At 42.6% G+C, this 17,476-nt stretch carries 12 protein-coding genes and 1 pseudogene; 1 reads left to right on the forward strand and 12 read right to left on the reverse strand.

Features of this window, described 5'->3' with window-relative positions; translation table 11 throughout:
* Positions 1-103: 103 nt before the first annotated feature.
* The 5 genes from HUX68_RS08605 to HUX68_RS08625 form a co-directional block, all read right to left on the reverse strand.
* A complete protein-coding gene (locus HUX68_RS08605) occupies positions 104-1,867 on the reverse strand; it encodes an L-lactate permease (RefSeq protein WP_174614440.1) in 1,764 nt (587 codons plus the stop codon).
* Between the two features lie 513 nt (positions 1,868-2,380).
* Positions 2,381-3,823, reverse strand: coding sequence for an FAD-linked oxidase C-terminal domain-containing protein (locus HUX68_RS08610; RefSeq protein WP_174614441.1), 1,443 nt, complete (start codon positions 3,821-3,823; stop codon positions 2,381-2,383).
* A gap of 15 nt (positions 3,824-3,838) precedes the next feature.
* Entirely contained in the window at positions 3,839-5,221 is a 1,383-nt protein-coding gene (locus tag HUX68_RS08615) for a (Fe-S)-binding protein (RefSeq protein WP_174614442.1), read from the reverse strand.
* A complete protein-coding gene (locus tag HUX68_RS08620) occupies positions 5,222-6,526 on the reverse strand; it encodes an FAD-binding oxidoreductase (RefSeq protein ID WP_174614443.1) in 1,305 nt (434 codons plus the stop codon).
* A gap of 332 nt (positions 6,527-6,858) precedes the next feature.
* The gene (locus HUX68_RS08625) at positions 6,859-9,042 is read right to left on the reverse strand and encodes a malate synthase G (protein WP_174614444.1); all 2,184 of its coding nucleotides are present in this window, start codon (positions 9,040-9,042) and stop codon (positions 6,859-6,861) included.
* 154 nt (positions 9,043-9,196) lie between these two features.
* Between HUX68_RS08625 and HUX68_RS08630 the strand changes: the two genes are divergently transcribed.
* On the forward strand, positions 9,197-10,111 hold the full coding sequence (locus tag HUX68_RS08630; protein ID WP_174614445.1) for a LysR family transcriptional regulator: 915 nt from the start codon (positions 9,197-9,199) through the stop codon (positions 10,109-10,111).
* A gap of 45 nt (positions 10,112-10,156) precedes the next feature.
* Here HUX68_RS08630 and HUX68_RS08635 read toward each other — a convergent pair whose 3' ends face one another.
* The 7 genes and pseudogenes from HUX68_RS08635 to HUX68_RS19300 all read right to left on the reverse strand — a co-directional run.
* Positions 10,157-11,005, reverse strand: coding sequence for a fumarylacetoacetate hydrolase family protein (locus tag HUX68_RS08635; RefSeq protein ID WP_174614446.1), 849 nt, complete (start codon positions 11,003-11,005; stop codon positions 10,157-10,159).
* A gap of 213 nt (positions 11,006-11,218) precedes the next feature.
* Complete coding sequence (locus HUX68_RS08640; protein WP_246206635.1) at positions 11,219-12,703, reverse strand: sodium/proline symporter; 1,485 nt, start codon at positions 12,701-12,703, stop codon at positions 11,219-11,221.
* A gap of 167 nt (positions 12,704-12,870) precedes the next feature.
* Positions 12,871-14,433, reverse strand: a complete 1,563-nt coding sequence (locus HUX68_RS08645) for a class I adenylate-forming enzyme family protein (protein WP_246206636.1) — start codon at positions 14,431-14,433, stop codon at positions 12,871-12,873.
* 245 nt (positions 14,434-14,678) lie between these two features.
* Positions 14,679-16,046 carry a sigma-54 interaction domain-containing protein gene (locus HUX68_RS08650; RefSeq protein ID WP_246206637.1) on the reverse strand — a complete coding sequence of 456 codons (1,368 nt, stop codon included), beginning with the start codon at positions 16,044-16,046 and terminating at the stop codon, positions 14,679-14,681.
* Between the two features lie 119 nt (positions 16,047-16,165).
* Positions 16,166-16,693 carry a chromate transporter gene (locus tag HUX68_RS08655; protein ID WP_174616399.1) on the reverse strand — a complete coding sequence of 176 codons (528 nt, stop codon included), beginning with the start codon at positions 16,691-16,693 and terminating at the stop codon, positions 16,166-16,168.
* Positions 16,693-17,265: a chromate transporter gene (locus HUX68_RS08660; RefSeq protein ID WP_174614447.1), complete on the reverse strand. Its 573-nt coding sequence runs from the start codon at positions 17,263-17,265 to the stop codon at positions 16,693-16,695. Before HUX68_RS08660 ends, HUX68_RS08655 begins: the two co-directional genes overlap by 1 nt.
* Positions 17,266-17,281: 16 nt before the next feature.
* Positions 17,282-17,446: pseudogene (locus tag HUX68_RS19300) on the reverse strand (gamma-glutamyltransferase); the annotation flags it as partial.
* Positions 17,447-17,476: the final 30 nt, after the last annotated feature.

Below are 17,476 nucleotides of genomic sequence, written 5' to 3' on the forward strand. Positions count from 1 at the left end.
CATGCCCGATTCGTATTCGACAAAACTCGGGTGGTACCACCATTGGTAACAACACATAAAAAAACTCCCTCAGAGTGAAGGAGTTTCATTTATCTTATAGTTATTATGAAGCGATATTACGTTGAATGTCATTTAATCGCTTATTGTTAGTCGCTATAAAGTAAATGACAGTCAGCCAAATAATTACCGCAATAACCGATCCAATATTAAATATACCTTTTTCCGCCGTCCACATAATCGAATACCCGATCGCACCCAACAACAACGCATAATAGAAGAATGGAAGCAGGGTTTTACGAATAACATGCCCTTCTTTTCCTACCAGACCAACAACAGCCGTGGCAGCAACAACATTATGCACACAAATCATGTTCCCGGCGGCACCGCCAACGGCTTGAAGCGCAACCATCCAAGTCGGACTCGCTCCAATATTTTCACCAACGCCATATTGGAAAAGGGAAAACATCATATTACTTACGGTATTACTGCCGGCAACAAACGCTCCAAGACCACCAATGAACGTTGCTAAAATCGGATAGATTGAACCTGTCAGATTGGCAACGCCTTCTGCCAAAACCAGAGGCATTTTTTCATAACCGGCAGCCCCGCCGCCTGAATTAAGGAACACCTGAACCATTGGAACTGTAAAAACCAAAGCAGAACCGGCTGCAATCATTGTTTTACCGGAATCCTTCCATGCACGGGCATATTCAGATGCTTTCATACTGTGCATAAAGTAAGTGATTACAGAAACAACAACGAAAATAAATCCTGGTGAATAAAGAATTTCCCAACCAGATGATATTTCCGTACCGAATATATTTGGAACCGAGATTTTGACCGATTGCAGCCATTCCTGAAGAACAGTTAACCGTGAAATGAGTAATAGAACAGCGATTAATACATACGGGGCCCATGCACGCCACATGCTGATTTTGCCTGCATAAATATCGCTTTGCTTAAGTTCTACACGGCCAGTCCAAGTTGGATCCCAGCGGTCCTTTGATTCAAAATCCCAAATTTCATCTTCTTTTGGCATGAGAAAGCCTTTTTTAGCTGCAGGTATGACAATTGCCAACCCTATTAAACCGCCAAGCAAAGAAGGAAATTCCGGTCCTAAAAAATTTGCAACAAGCACATATGGTACTGTCATTGCCAAGGAGGCAAATATCGCAAATTTCCAGATCTTCATTCCTTCGCTGAATGATTTGTTCTTTCCAAAAAACCGGGTCATCATGGCAACCAAAAATAACGGGATCAATAATCCAGCGATTGCATGGAGTAAAGCTACTTTACCGGCAACACCAAATACGAAACTTGAAACATCCGTAACCTGGGAAAGTGGCTCAACACCTGTACCAACCCCCACAATCATTGGCGTTCCGACTGCCCCAAATGATACAGGTGTACTTTGAATAATCATTCCGGAGACGACAGCCGCCATCGGAGGGAAGCCCAGTCCAACCAGTAATGGTACTGCAATAGCTGCAGGTGTTCCAAATCCAGCTGAACCTTCAATAAATGATCCGAAAAGCCACGCAATGATAATCACCTGAATGCGGCGGTCCGGTGTAATATCTGTAAACCCGCGACGAATCGTGTGCAGCCCCCCGCTTTCCTGTAAAGTGTTCAACAGTAATATCGCACCAAAGATAATAAATAAAAGTGTAATAGCAACGATGAGACCATGAACAGATGCAGCAGCAACCTTTGGGAATGATATATCCCAGACGAAAAGTGCCAGTAATACAGCAGCGACGTAAGAAAGTGGCATTGCCTTACTTGCTGGCCATTTAAGCCCGACTAAAAATACAGCAACAACTATAATCGGAAGTAAAGCCAGAATAGCTAATATTCCAGTGCCCATTTTAAAATCCTCCTTATAAAGGTTTTATTATATTAATCAACAATATCAACTCCTCCATAATTGATATTGTCGAATAACAATTAGACAAAAATAATCAGCCCATTCTTCCTCTTGTTGAACATTTAAGTCGTTAGCCTTGTACTATGGAACAGGGGACAGGTCCAGCCTGTTGATAAAATATGCTTATCGTAGGTTAATCATTTAGGAGCAAAACGCTCCTATTGCAGTAACATCGATAAATCGGCCCCCGAAATTTGTTAAAACGGTTGATGTTCCTCGCGTATGGTTGATGTTTCACACGTACGGTTGATGTTCTCTCCGTACGGTTGATGTTTCCCTCGTACGGTTGATGTTCTCTCCGTACGGTTGATGTTTCCCTCGTACGGTTGATGTTCTCTCCGTACGGTTGATGTTTTCCCCGTACGGTTGATGTTCCTCGCGTACGGTTGATACTTTCTCTCAGACAGGTCTAACGTACCGTTTTATATTTCTTTCCTGGTACATGGAAACTGCTTATCCAGTTCCCTTGACCTCAACACATCGGCCCGGTTGCGGAAAGAGTTTTCCCGGATTTAACAGATCTTCCGGATTAAACACTGCTCGGATGTCGGTCTGGGCGGCCATTTCCTCTTCACTGAAAACGAAGCGCATTTCCGCTGACTTTTCAATCCCCACACCATGTTCACCTGTAATGGATCCGCCAACATCAGCACAAACCTTCAAGCACTCGGACCCTGCTTTTGATGCCCGCTCACTTTCGCCAGGTAAACTGGCGTCGAACAATATAAGCGGATGGAGATTTCCATCGCCCGCATGGAAAATGTTCGCAATACGAAGCTCATATTTCGCACTGATTTCTGCAATTCTGGAAAGCACTTCAGGCAGGCGAGTTCTTGGAATAACGCCATCCTGAACAAGGTAGTCAGGAGATATCGCCCCCATTGCACCAAAACCCATTTTCCGGTTTGCCCACCAAAGTCCGCGCTCTGCTTCATCTTTTGCCACTTTGACCTCTCGCACGTTGTTATTTTTACATACGGTAAGAATTTCATCGATCTGATCTTCTATTCCGGCTGCAATGCCATCAACTTCAATCAACAAAAACGCAGCAATATCACTTGGGTGCCCAACTGGATATGCGGCTGATTCCACCCCTTCAATTGCGATCGAATCCATCATTTCCAGTGCTGCCGGAATGATGCCGGCTGCTATAATATCGGAAACGGCCTGGCTGGCGTCATTTATATCATCATAATAAGCAAGAACGGTTTTCTTCCCTTCAGGATTTTTTAATACCTTTACCGTTATTTTGGTCACAATCCCAAGGGTACCCTCAGAACCAGTCAAAAGACCGAGCAAATCGTAACCAGGGCGGTCAGGAACGCCATCTTCACCAATCTCAACGATTTCACCATTGGGAAGAACAATTTCAAGCCCTAAAATATGATTCGTTGTTACGCCGTATTTCAAACAGTGGGCCCCACCCGAATTTTCAGCAACGTTGCCGCCAATCGTACATGCATATTGACTGGATGGGTCTGGTGCGTAATAATAGCCTTTATCTGAAACGGATTGGGTCAGCTTCAGGTTAATATAGCCAGGCTCGACAACTGCTTTTCTGTTTTCCAAATCCAGATGGAGCAACTTTTTCATCCGAACCAGGCTGATGATTACTTCACCACCAAACGGCGTTGCCCCTCCGCTTAAACCTGTTCCTGCCCCACGTGCAATATATGGAACGTTTTCTTTGTTTAAGCATTTCACAATATCCGAAACCTGTTTGGTATTTCGAACAAAAACTACCGCTTTCGGTATTCCTTTTGACATTGTATAGCCGTCACATTCGTAGGAAATGAGATCTTCTTTTAAATAAAGCACTTCATTTTCACCGACAATATGGATTAATTGCTGAACAACTGCATCCGGTTTCTGCTTCACACGCTTTTTCCTAAACAAAGCATTCACCTTCCTCTAGGATTCTACCAATTTGTTGGCTGCTTTTTTATCTTTTTCATAAGCCAAATCAAGCAGTTGAACGGTATGAACAACTTTTTCTTTCCTGCCATACTTTTTAACACCCATCGCAATTTGCAGCATGCAGCCGGGATTACCCATCGAAATCATTTCCACGTTATCCGGAACATCATCCATTTTGCGATCAAGAAGAGCACCCGCCATATCAGGATGTGTAAGATTGTATATTCCAGCACTTCCGCAGCACCTGTCCGCATTAGGTAAATCGACCATTTCCACGCCAGGTATTTCGTTTAAAAGCTGCCGCGGTTCAAAACGGACACCTTGACCATGCGCCAGATGGCACGCATCGTGATAGGTTATTTTTGTATTGATTTCCGATTTGGGCCGTTCAAAGTCATTGTCATACAAAAACTTAGAGACATCCTCAACTTTTGCGGAAAATTCCTCGGCTAAAGGGAGCATTTCAGGGTCATTGCGGAACAGTTCATCATACTCCTGGAGTGCACACCCGCAGCCGGCAGCATTAACAAGCACCTTATCATAGTCCTTAAACGCCTCGATATTCTGTTTCGCCAGCTTTTTCCCTGCCTCTCGTTCGCCGGCGTGAATATGAAGCGCACCACAGCAACTCTGACTTTCCGGCAGTCCAACTTCAAACCCATTATGTGTGAGTACTCGAATGGTCGATTCATTCACATCATTGAACATAACGTCCATTATGCAGCCGGTTAACATGCCTACCCTCTGTTTTGTATCACCTTCAGCCAGAACGACCTCCGGATATCTGCCAAGTACAGGTTTTTCAACCTTTCGGAGGATGGATTCCATATCTTTCAGGTGGTTTGGCATAACATTCAGCAGGCCAATTTTCCGCACTGCAGATTGAATGCCGCTTTTTTGGTAAAAACGCATTAAGCTGCCAACCGCATTAAGCCGATTCTGATATGGAAAAAGACCTTTCAAAACCGTACGGCTGAATGCACCGGAAATACCAGTTAACGGCATCGCCTGGCGAATTTGTCCGCGCGCTTCCTCAATCAGACCACCTACCTGGACATCAGCTGGACATGCTGTTTCACAGGCACGGCAATCGAGACAATCAAATACTGGTTTCGAAAAAGCTTCATTAATATCGATTTTGCCTTCCGCAACAGCTTTAATTAAATATACACGGCCTCTAGGCGAATTGTGTTCTTCACCGGTTTCCTGATAAGTCGGACAAGCTTCAAGACACATACCACAATGAACACAGTCCGCCCATTTATTTTCATCAGGAAGATCATCCCACAAATAATTTCCTAGTGTTTTCGATTGACAGGGCACGTCAGCTTGACCTTCCGTGAGCATTGTTGCCAGCCTGTTTTCAGACCCATTCATTTATATCCCTCCTACAAAGCGTCCGCGGTTTAAAATTTCCTTGGGGTCATTCGTCCGCTTAATGCCTTCTAACAAAGCAAAGTATCCCGGCTTATCACCCCAAACACTGACCGTCTCTCTAAGCATCAACGGCAAATGTGTACAAACGGCATACCCCTTTCTTTCTTCCACCTTTGTTCTCAACGCTTTCATATAGGGAACGATATCTTCCGGGTAACCTTCTATATATACTCTTGAAATACCATGGCCAATGCCCCCGTGCGCTTCGATCGCAACATGATGCTCCTCGGCAAGGCTGTCAGCAGCAGCCAAGTTTGCAAGCACATCCAGATTATTGCTGCCGATTTTCAGTGCTGCTTGTGTTAGTGCATCGTTCCCGCTGTCATTGGAGCCATTAGGCCCAAAATGCCGGAATTTTTCCCACCACTGTCTTGCCTCTTCTTCATGCAGGACAGTATACGTCACACCATTCGGCAAGTGTTCGTACACCCGTTTTTCCTGATCAAAAACAGCATTTTCCCTGTCTTCAAATGCAATCGCTAGTGTGTATTGCCTTTTGCCGGTCATTTTTTCTGAGATAGAAGGATTTAAAATTTCAAGTGAGACAGGTTCCATCATGGAATCAAGAATGGACACTGAAAAGTCACGAATAACCTGTTCACTGCCTTCAGGAAAATGCAGCAGTAACAGTCCCTCATATTTTGGCAGTGGTTGCAGCTTAATCGTGATTTCACTAATGACACCAAGCGTACCCATTGCACCGATAAAAAGTTTGTTCATATCATAACCCGCAACATTTTTAACAACTTTACCTCCTGTACGGATAACCCTGCCATCCGCATAAACAATTCTGGTACCAATAACCAAATCTCTTGCAAATCCGTAAGAAAGTCGTTTCGGTCCACTGTCATTGCTTGAGACAATACCGCCAATTGTTGCCATCTCCGGCCAAGGGGTATCCAGCGAAACACGCTGCCCTTTGTCAGCTAATTTATCAGTGATTTCCTTTAACGTCGTACCCGGTCTTACCGTCATGGTCAGATCTCCAACCGAATGCTCGATAATGCCTTTGTACTTGGCAAGTGATAATAAAATATCCGCCTGTTCAATTGCACCGCCAAACCCGCGCTTTGTTCCGCCTGAAATAACATTGACAGTTTTATCGTCTTTATATGCACGGGCAAGAACATTCGAAATATCTTCCTCAGAATGGGCTTCAATGAATTCAACCCCGCCGTTTCCGAGCGGATGTCCTTCCATATCCTGTTCTGCAGGTAAAACTTCCGATAAATCCTGGGAATTCATGACATCTTCCCCCTTGATTTTGTTCAAATGATTTTTACAGCTTTTTTACGCCTTTTAAAAAATATGAAAACGCTATCATTATACTTAATAATTTTTCTTGCACCTGCACCAAAATGGTTCTATTCTTCCATTAGTCAATCGATAACTTTGTCTACATTTAAGCACTGCGCTATGATAAAGTCAATACAACATTTCCAATAATGCGAAAATTTATTACATAATACTTTATTCGATTTGTCCCGGTAAGATTAATAAAACCGTAAAAATGAAAATAAGAGTAGAAGTTGAAAAAATGAGAGAGGAGGGACAAGGAATCTCTCCTCCCTGTCCCGTTAACCTGGTTTCACTGCGCCATATTTTTCTTTCGCTTCCAAACGGCGTCGGTGAAGGATTGGTTCCGTGTAACCGCTTGGCTGCTCTTTTCCTTTGAATACAAGATCACAAGCTGCCTGAAATGCAACGGAGTCATCGAAGTCAGGCGCCATTGGACGGTATAAGTCATCTCCAGCATTTTGCCCATCAACTATTTTTGCCATGCGTTTCAGTGTATCCATCATTTGTTCTTCTGTACAAATTCCATGGTACAGCCAGTTTGTCAGCATTTGACTAGAAATACGAAGTGTTGCCCTGTCTTCCATAAGTGCTACATCGTTGATATCAGGAACTTTTGAACAGCCGACACCTTGCTCTACCCAGCGAACCACATAACCAAGCAAGGTTTGTGCACTGTTATCAAGCTCCTCCTGAATTTCATCAGCGGTCCGGTCCGTATCTTCCGCAATTGGTATTTGTAAAATATATTCCCGGTAAGTCTTTTGCTCTTTAGCGAGTTCCGTTTGTACCTTTCTGACATCAACTTGATGGTAGTGAAGTGCATGCAGCGTTGCGGCTGTTGGCGAAGGAACCCAGGCCGTGTTCCCGCCCGCTTTTAAGTGACCTGCTTTTTTGTCCAGCATATCCGCCATCAAATCCGGCATTGCCCACATACCTTTACCGATCTGGGCTTTTCCTTTCAAACCGGCATCCAGACCAACACGTACATTATTTTTTTCATAACCATCCAACCAGGTGGATGCTTTCATTTCACCTTTACGGATCATCGGACCCGCTTCCATTGATGTGTGAATCTCATCGCCTGTTCGATCCAAAAAGCCGGTATTAATAAAAACAATTCGCTCCTTTACTTCATAAATACAATTTTTCAGGTTCAGACTTGTGCGGCGCTCTTCATCCATTAACCCGACTTTAAGTGTATTACGCTTCATATCAAGCATATCTTCTACACGATCAAACAATTCATTTGTAAATGCAGCTTCTACTGAGCCATGCATTTTCGGCTTAACAATATAGACCGAACCTTTTTGAGAATTTTGGTATGGGCCATTGCCTAAAAGACCGTGTTTAGCCATCAAACTTGTCATCACAGCATCCATAATCCCCTCAGGAATTTCCTGCCCTTTTGTATCCAAAATGGCATTGTTTGTCATTAAGTGACCAACATTTCGGACAAACATGAGCACACGGCCGGATAGTGCGACTTCTTCACCGTTTGGTCCTGTGTATTTGCGATCAGGATTTAACGTACGCGTAACTTCTTTGCCGCCCTTCGTGAATACCGATATTAAGTCGCCCTTGTTCAGACCAAGCCAATTACGGTAAACGAGTGTTTTGTCCTCAGCATCCACAGCTGCAACTGAATCTTCACAGTCCATGATACTTGAGGTTGCGGACTCCAGGTAAACATCTTTCACACCTGCTTCATCCGTTTTTCCAATCGAATGATTACGGTCGATTTGAATTTCAATGTGCAACCCATTATTTTTCAGCAGGACAGCGCTTGGTTCCTCTGTATTCCCTTGGTAGCCGGCAAGTTTTGCTGCATCCTTCAATCCTGTTGTTTCACCATTTTTCAAGGTTATTGCCAATTCACCGTTCACGATTGCATATTTTGTTGCTTGTGTATGTGAAGATGTTCGAAGTGGTATATGTTCATCAAGGAATTTTTTAGCGTAAGCAATAACTTTTTCACCACGCACAGGATTGTAGGAACCTTTTTTCTCCGCACCACCTTCTTCACTGATAACATCCGTTCCATATAATGCATCATAAAGTGAACCCCAGCGTGCGTTGGCAGCGTTGAGAGCATATCGTGAATTGTCGATCGGCACAACAAGCTGCGGCCCCGCTTGACGTGTAATAACATCGTCGACATTTTCTGTCGTTATATTAAAATCTTTCACTTCAGACTCTAAATAACCGATTTGTTCCAGAAATGACTTATACGCATCAAAATCAAACACATTATTTTCTTCATGCCATGTATCAATTTGCTTTTGAAGATCAGCACGTTTTTCTAACAATACTTTATTTTTCGGAGCCAAATCAGCAACAAGTTTTCCAAAATCCATCCAAAACTTTTCATTGTCAAGACCTGTTCCCGGGAGCGCTTCCGAATTAACAAAATCATAAAGCTCTTTTGCAACTTGTAGATTGCCTGCCTTAACGTAATCTGACATTCCTATTCCTCCCCTTCCATCATCTACTTATTATTTTACTCGACTCAAGTCAGTAACAGAAATATATGTTTTGCATAAACCCTATTACTTTTAGCTATACCTTTTAGTATAATGAAGAACAAGTACATATTACGGTTTGGAAAGGGTGCTTGTAATGGACATAAGGCAGATTCAATATTTTGCTGAGGTTGCAAGACAATTAAATTTCACACGAGCAGCCTCAATTCTCCATATTTCCCAGCCCTCATTAAGCAAAACGATGAAAAACCTGGAGGATGAGCTCGGTGTTACCCTTTTTTACAGAGGAATTAAGCGATTGGAGCTAACGGATGCCGGACAAGCTTTTTTAGTCAATGCGAAAAATGTTTTGGATGCTTTTGAGAATTTAACAACGGAGTTAAATGATGTCATTGATTTAAAAAGAGGGGAAATTAAAATTGGAATTCCGCCGATTATAGGTGCTGTGTTTTTTTCTAAACTGATCAGCAGATACAAAGAAGCCTATCCTTCCATTAATATTCTATTAACGGAAGTAGGTACGAACAAAATAAAAACCGGTGTTAGCGAAGGAGAACTGGATATTGGTTTAATATGTAATTTACCTGTTCAAAAAGAAAATTTTGAAACCATTCAACTATTAAAAGACCCGTTAATGCTTATTGTGCACAAAGATAATCCGTTGGCTCGTAATAAGACAATCGAGTTCTCTGATATTGAAAATGAGCCGTTTATTTTATATCGAAATGATTTCTCCCTTCATGATAAGATTATCCAGGCATGCGATAAACAAGGCTTCTATCCGAATGTCGTTTGTGAAAGCTCACAGAAAGACTTTATGGTCGAAATGGTTGAAGCAAAACTGGGCATTGCCTTATTGCCTAGTAAAATTTATGAACGCATTAACAATGAACAAATCATTGCCATTCCATTTAACAAGCCTGTCGTTAACCTGGAATTAGGCATGATCTGGAAAAAGAATAAATACCAGCCGTTTGCAGTTCGTCAATTTATTGAGATGTCAGGGACAGAGGGACAGGCTCCTCTGTCCCAGCAAGATACCGCCGATTGATCCGGTATTGATAGGCACCTGTTGGACAGGTGCCTGGCTCGGCGCTTAACCCTTCATCGTATTACGAAGTTCGCCAATCCCTTCTATTTCAACTGCTACTTGATCGCCATCCCGCAACCAAACTTGTTCAGACTCATCGTATCCCAAAATAACGCCTTCAGGGGTCCCGGTCAAAATGACATCACCCGGTTTCAATGTCATGTACTGTGAAATGTAACTGATCAGTTTTTTGCACGAAAATATCATATCCCCAGTGTTAGATTTTTGTCGTACTTCCCCGTTAACGGTACAGCTGATTTCCAAAGCATTTGGATCCTCAATTTCATCTGCCGTTACCAAGTGAGGTCCAATTGGACAAAATCCATCCAGACTTTTTCCCAGAAGCCATTGGTTCGTCCTGAACTGCAAATCCCTCGCGCTCAAATCATTTGCGGCCGTGTAACCAAAGACATAATCAAGTGCATCCTGTTCTGACACATCTTTTGCTTCCTTGCCAATAACAATAGCCAATTCAGCCTCATAATCTATTTTTTTTGCAACATCCGACAGTTTGATTGTATCGCCATCTCCTGACAGTGCATTTTTAAATTTATTAAACAAGATCGGAAATTCAGGAATATCCGAGCCCGTTTCCGCTGCATGCTTGCCATAATTTTTACCGATGCAGATGATTTTTTCGGGATCGTCAATAGAAGGGCCTATGCTAAGTGAATCTTCCTTTATAAAATCCTTTGCTTGTTGAACCACTTTACGTATGTCTTGAGTCGAATATTTTTCAATAAGCTCCGGTACACTGGATGCATCGGGCATGTATGTGGATAAGTCCAATATCCCGCTTTCGGTTTTTACCGCAGGGTAATTCCCTTCGTCTTTTCGTATGGTTACTAGTTTCATTGAAATTATCTCTCCTTTTAGTAATATATAATCCAATACTGCTTAATTCGACATAGCGATAAACAATCCTGCTTGTGTTGCTGACTAAACTTGTAAAAGTATACATATCATTACATAAAAAGAGCCTCCAGTTGTTTAACAGGAGACTCAAAGCTTAATAAATTCTGCGAGAACCAAAAGTCGACAAGCTTCGTCAACTTTTTATCTATCCAACTAGGACACATTCTTTTTCGAAATTTGCTCAAACACTTCACTGGACTCTTGCTTCGTAACAAGCGAGATACCAATGAATGCTGCTGTTGAGATAATAAAGGCTATAGCACCGGTATCCAAAGCTGGAACATAGATTTCTTTTACTTTCAAAATATAAAGTCCGATACTGAATACCAGGCCCAAGGATGATGACCAGATTGCAGCAGTTTTTGTAGCCCGCTTCCAATACAGACCAATACTTAACACGGGTACCAGCGACGCGACAAAAATTCCCCAGGAAGCGTTACCGAGCCAGCCGACTAGATCCGGCGGATTTAGTGACAACAGGAATGTCAATGCAATAACGGCTAATGTAATCCATCTTGATAGGGCAAGTTCTTTCTTTTGAGGTAACTTTTCGCCCTTCTTTATAATCTGCTGATAGATATCCCGGACAATTGAAGAACTTGCGACCAGCAGGAACGCTTCACTGGTTGACATAATTGCAGCCATTACCGCCGCAAAAATGATTCCTGCAATTGCCGGATGAAAGAAATTCTCGATAAACAGTGGTGCCACAAGATCGGGTGAAGGCGGTGCCGCCATTTCACCACGCTGTACCATAACTTTTGTATACAATCCAACAAACCATAACAGAGCAGTAATTGCATACGTGGAGGCGGCAATGACACAAGCCCACTTCAGCATGGAAACCTTGCGGATCATATAAAACTTTGAAACAACATGCGGCTGTCCCTGGTGACCGATTACGTATATAAAAAAGTAGGAAATAAACGCAAATATTCCGATTGGACCCGCGGTATGGAATGCATTGACCATATCTGGATTGATCGATGAAATTTCATTATTTAACTGTGTCATACCACCAACCAGATTCATCCCGCCAATGAAGACAATCAGTGAACCGACAACCATCACAATCATCTGCATAAAGTCTGTCCAAAGAGCGCTGATCATCCCCCCGGCTACAACATAAATAGTAAGAATTGCTACCCCAATAAATAACGCAATCTGGTAATCAACACCCAAAACTGTTTGCAGCATATTACCCAGTGCTTTATATTGCGCCATCTGGTAACCAATTGCACCTCCCAGTATTGCCAAAGCAGTAATTGCCCGTACTGCCTTACTGTTATACCGGGCCTCCAGAATATCCGGAATGGTCATCGAACCGAATTTTTCCGCAATCTTTCGCATCGGTTTTGCTAAAATTAAAAAACTGACAAAAATCCCTGCTGTCGCAAATATTCCAATCATGAATATCGGATAACCATTTTGATAAACAAGGCCAGTCAAGCCGATAAATCCGTACCCGGACATAGTGGTTGATGAAACACCAAGTGCTACAAGCCAAGGACCAAACCGTTTCCCACCGGTATAATATGTATCCATATCTTTCTGATGTTTCATGGAGTACAATCCAATAACCAGGACTAATAACAGGTATGCGACACCAATCAGTAAAATTATTATATCCCCGTCCATCAGTTCTCCTCCTCCTTCTCATCCCTGAATGCCAGTATCCCCCATAATCCTGCTGCCACAACCGATGCCGGCCAGAAGATGAACAGCATAAATGTCATTAATGGTGATAAACCAAACATGAAAGAACCTCCCCTTTGTTTAAAAATCTCAGCAATCCATTGAACACATTACGAGTTAACTCCTGCCCCATCTCCATACTGATTCCGCAAAATAAATTTCTGAACTTTTCCGGATGGTGTCCGGGGCAATTGTTCAACAAAAATTACTTTACGCGGCTTTTTGTAACTGGCGACATAATGTTTACAATGATCAACCACTTCCTGCTCCGTTATTTTTTCGCCTTCCTTTTTTACAATAACGGCGCAAACCGTCTCAATGAACTTAGGATCAGGAACGCCGATAATGGATGCATCAACTATTTTGTCATGCCGCATCAGGACGTCTTCAATTTCAGCAGCATAAATATTTTCACCGCCACTGCGAATCATATCTTTTTTCCTTCCTGCAATGGAAAGATACCCATCCTCATCAAAACTTCCCAAATCCCCGGTAAAACACCAGCCATCAATGAATGTTTCGGCTGTTGCTTCCGGTTTTCGCCAGTAAATATTGGATACAACCGGGCTCTTCACAGCAATTTCACCAATCTCTCCAACCCCAAGAACGTTTTTATCGTTATCAACAATTTTAATATCAGTCATCGGAAGCGGCTTTCCAACTGTATGACCTTTTTTAAAAATATCCCCGGCATCCAGAGAAGCTGCAATTGGTGTTCCTTCCGTGAGGCCGTATACTTGGCTGATTCCAATATGCGGAAACTGCTCATCCATCTGTTCGACTGCCCAAGGAATAAGCGAATCACCTCCCGTATAGATATGTTTGAGATTCTTAAGTTTTATCGATTCGTTTTCCGCATGAAGCATTTCATAAATCATAAACGGGTACATAAAGCAATCGGTAACATGCTGTTCTTCCATAACCTGCATCACTCGATTTATATCAAACCCTCCACTCCTCGTTATAACTACAGTCCCTCCAGCCATTAAAACCGGCAAGGCAGTATCTTCCATTGCGCCTACATGATATAACGGACCGGTTGTCATACCAATTTCATTGCCGGTAAAATTCCATTTCATAATCTGCATCACCGAAAACCAGTATGTATTAGCATGGGTCCACACCGCACCTTTTGGCCTGCCTGTTGTGCCGGAGGTATACATCAGCATGACCGGATCATCCATCTGAATTGTTTTTGATTCAACTTCCGCAACTGATCCATTTCTCAAAGTTTCCCAGCCTAAGGACCATTCCGGTGGATGCTGATTAACGTTTGAAAGACAAACATATTCTTCAACATTCACTTTATCTTTGATTTCACCCAGAGTATCCGCAAGTTCGGAGTGAAAGCATAAAATTTTCACTCCGGAATCGTTTAACGCATATTCAAATTCATGACTAGTCAGTCGAAAATTCAACCTGACAGCAATTGCACCCAACTTGGCGGCAGCAAAATAAAGACCAAAATACTCCAAACAATTAAAAAGCAATATACCAACCCGATTCCCTTTTTCCACCCCAAGTTCTTTCAGTTTGTTTGCATACCGATTTGAAATCCGATCCAGTTCTTCGTAAGTCCATTTCTGGCCGTTTTCCAGCTGAATAGCATCTTTTTGCCGCTGCAGCTGACTGCCATGCTTCATGATGCCTCTTGTCATATAACCGATATCCAAAATAATGACCTCCTTCGTAAGTAAGCGCATACATTTTTAGAACTTCTTATAAGTTCTCATTATTTATATAAGCAAAAAATATGCCAACTAATACAGAGCCATTCAACAACTGATGTAGTCCTGACCTTTTCCAGTATTTCGGACTTGCACAGTGTAAACATGTACAAAACAGACTCTCAAAGCTCCACACAAAAATAATTCCGGAATCCTGGAAGGCTTTCCAGAAATCCGGAATAAACTGCAGACTAATAACCAATATTATACCGATTAATCTTTTCATACAAACTGGACTTACCAATTCCAAGTATTTCGGCACACCTTATTTTGTCATACTGATGCTTTTTCAGCGTCTCTTCAATAATCTGTTTCTCCCTGTCTTCCAGCTGCTGTTTCAGGGTTCTTTTTTCGGTATGTGCTTCATCTTTTTTAAGATAAGCTGGCAGCGACTGTACATCAATCGATTCTCCTTCACACAAGTGAATCGCCACTTCAATAGCATTTTCCAGTTCACGGATATTTCCCGGCCAATGGTAGCTCTTGATTAATGTCATGGCATCTTCGTCAATAGCTTTAACCCGCTTATTCATCCTTGCCGTGACCTTTTTCAAAAAATGGCGGGCAAGTATGCTCAGGTCTTCGCTTCGTTCGCGTAAAGGGGGCAAAAATAACTGGGCAGCATTTATCCGGTAAAACAAGTCCTCCCGAAAATCACCACAATCAATCATTTTTTCTATAGGGCGATTTGTTGCGGTAATTACCCGTACATCAACCTTTTCAGAATAGAGCGCCCCCACAGGTTCATATTCTTTCTCTTGAAGCACCCGGAGCAGCTTAACCTGCATATATTCGGGCATATCACCGATTTCATCAAGAAAAATCGTTCCGCCATCAGCATATTTAAATTTTCCCATCTTCCCGCCTTTTTTAGCTCCGGTAAACGCCCCTTCCACATAACCAAACAGCTCCGATTCCAGCAAATGCTCAGGTATTGAGCTGCAATTAACTTTAACAAATTGCTTACGGCTGCGCTCGCTTAACTGATGGATGCTATGCGATATTAATTCTTTGCCGGTACCGCTTTCTCCGAGGATCAATACTGAAATGTCACCACTGGCAAGCTTCACAACCTGTTCTTTAAGCCGGCCGATTTCCGTTGAAATTCCGACCAAATCCTGTAGTGAATAATTGGCACCATTTGTTTCATGCCATTCTTTTCGGTAAAAATCCAGTTCAGCCAGCAATTTCTTAATGTGTACATTCATTTGCTGCCATTTTTCAAGGTCGTCGAAAATTACGGTTCCGATAGCGCCAATTAAATTCCCATTGTCGTGAATCGGAATCCGGTTGGCTACTACATAGTCCCCCTGCAGATACTGCAGATCATTAATTTCTTCTTTCCCGGTCTTGGCCACAATGTGCATTCTAGTGTTTTCAATAACCATTTCCACATGTGTACCTACAACATCTTTCTTTTTTACATGAAGAAACTCACAATATTTACTGCTCATATATTGAATAAAACCATCGCAATCAACCACAACGACCCCATCATAAACACTTTCAAAAAAGCTTTTGACAACCTCTTCCCTAAAAAACTTTACCGCTGTTCCCACACAATTCTCCCCCAAAGTATTATCAGATAGTTGCTATTATTCTATCACAGTTGTAAATTATCAGAAACTTGCAGATTATTCGATAGAATTGGGATGGTACAAACACTTGTTGAACAACCTTACAAAAAGAATCCCCCATACACAAGCGCACCAGCAATGACAAATGCCGGATGGAGTTTGACCTGTTCAAGCAGAATGTAACTTCCTGCAATCAACAGAGCTGTTTGCCAGATACCGATTCCATCATATGATTCCACAAAAAAATCCCATGCCATAAGACCGAGCAGGAGAGCGATAACCGGGCGTACATACATCGTCAATCGTTGTACTTTGGGCGAATCTTTGTATTTATATAGTACACCTAATAGTGCAATCATCAGAATCAGTGATGGGGCAACTGTTGCGAACACACCGATAATCGCACCAGGAATGCCACCAACTTCATACCCTATGTATCCCGCCATTTTAGTTGAAATCGGACCGGGCAGTGCATTACCCAACGCAAGCACTTCACTGAATTCCTGAATGGACATCCATTCATACCGGTCCACCACTTCATTTTCCACCAATGGAATCGAGGCAGGACCGCCGCCATAGCCAAGAATTCCCGGAATGAAAAAGGCTAAAAAAATATGCCAGTACACTATCATGACTCTGCCCCTTTCCTTGTTTTATCATCATTACGGCTTTTATCTTTCTGCACTAAAGCCAGGATTAAAAGTGCACCAATGACAATTCCCGGGTGTACCCCTAACTGCAGGGTTATCAGAATAATGACGGACATAACAATTGTTTTCAACCAGCCAAGTCCCTTGCCCGCTTTACTCAGAAACTGCCAGGTAAGAACTGCCAGCATCACACCGACAACAGGTATGACAGCAGCTGTCATACCTTTCACCCAATCAAAGTCTTTAAATGAGGACAAAGTGGTCAACAATAATATCATCAAAAAAATCGTCGGCAGAATGGATGCGAACACTGCATTCAGCATCCCCAAAATCCCTGAATTCCGATGTCCGATATAACCAGCCATCTTCGTAATAATCGGGCCCGGCAACGTATTGCACAGGGCCAAAATATCACCAAATTCTTCATCCGTTACCCATTTATATTTTTTCACTGTTTCAACATGAATCAGCGGAATCGATCCCGGTCCACCGCCGTATCCGAGCATGCCCACCCGAAAAAAGGCGATAAATAGATTCCATTGTGTTTTCATACGTTCACCACCTGTCTTACCAGCTTGCAATCGCCCCATCCGTTCTTGACTCAGTACCACCAATCAGCACACCAGTTTTCGAGTCCCTTAAAATAATCTGTCCGCGCCCAAAGCTGTTTGGCTCGATTTGAATCTGAACGTCATGCCCCATATCCGCAAGGCTTTGTGCAAGATGATGCGGGATGAGCCTGATTTGTAAAAGTCATATTAG

The sequence above is a fragment of the Virgibacillus ihumii genome (genome assembly GCF_902726655.1).
In the GTDB taxonomy this organism is placed as follows: domain Bacteria; phylum Bacillota; class Bacilli; order Bacillales; family Amphibacillaceae; genus Lentibacillus; species Lentibacillus ihumii.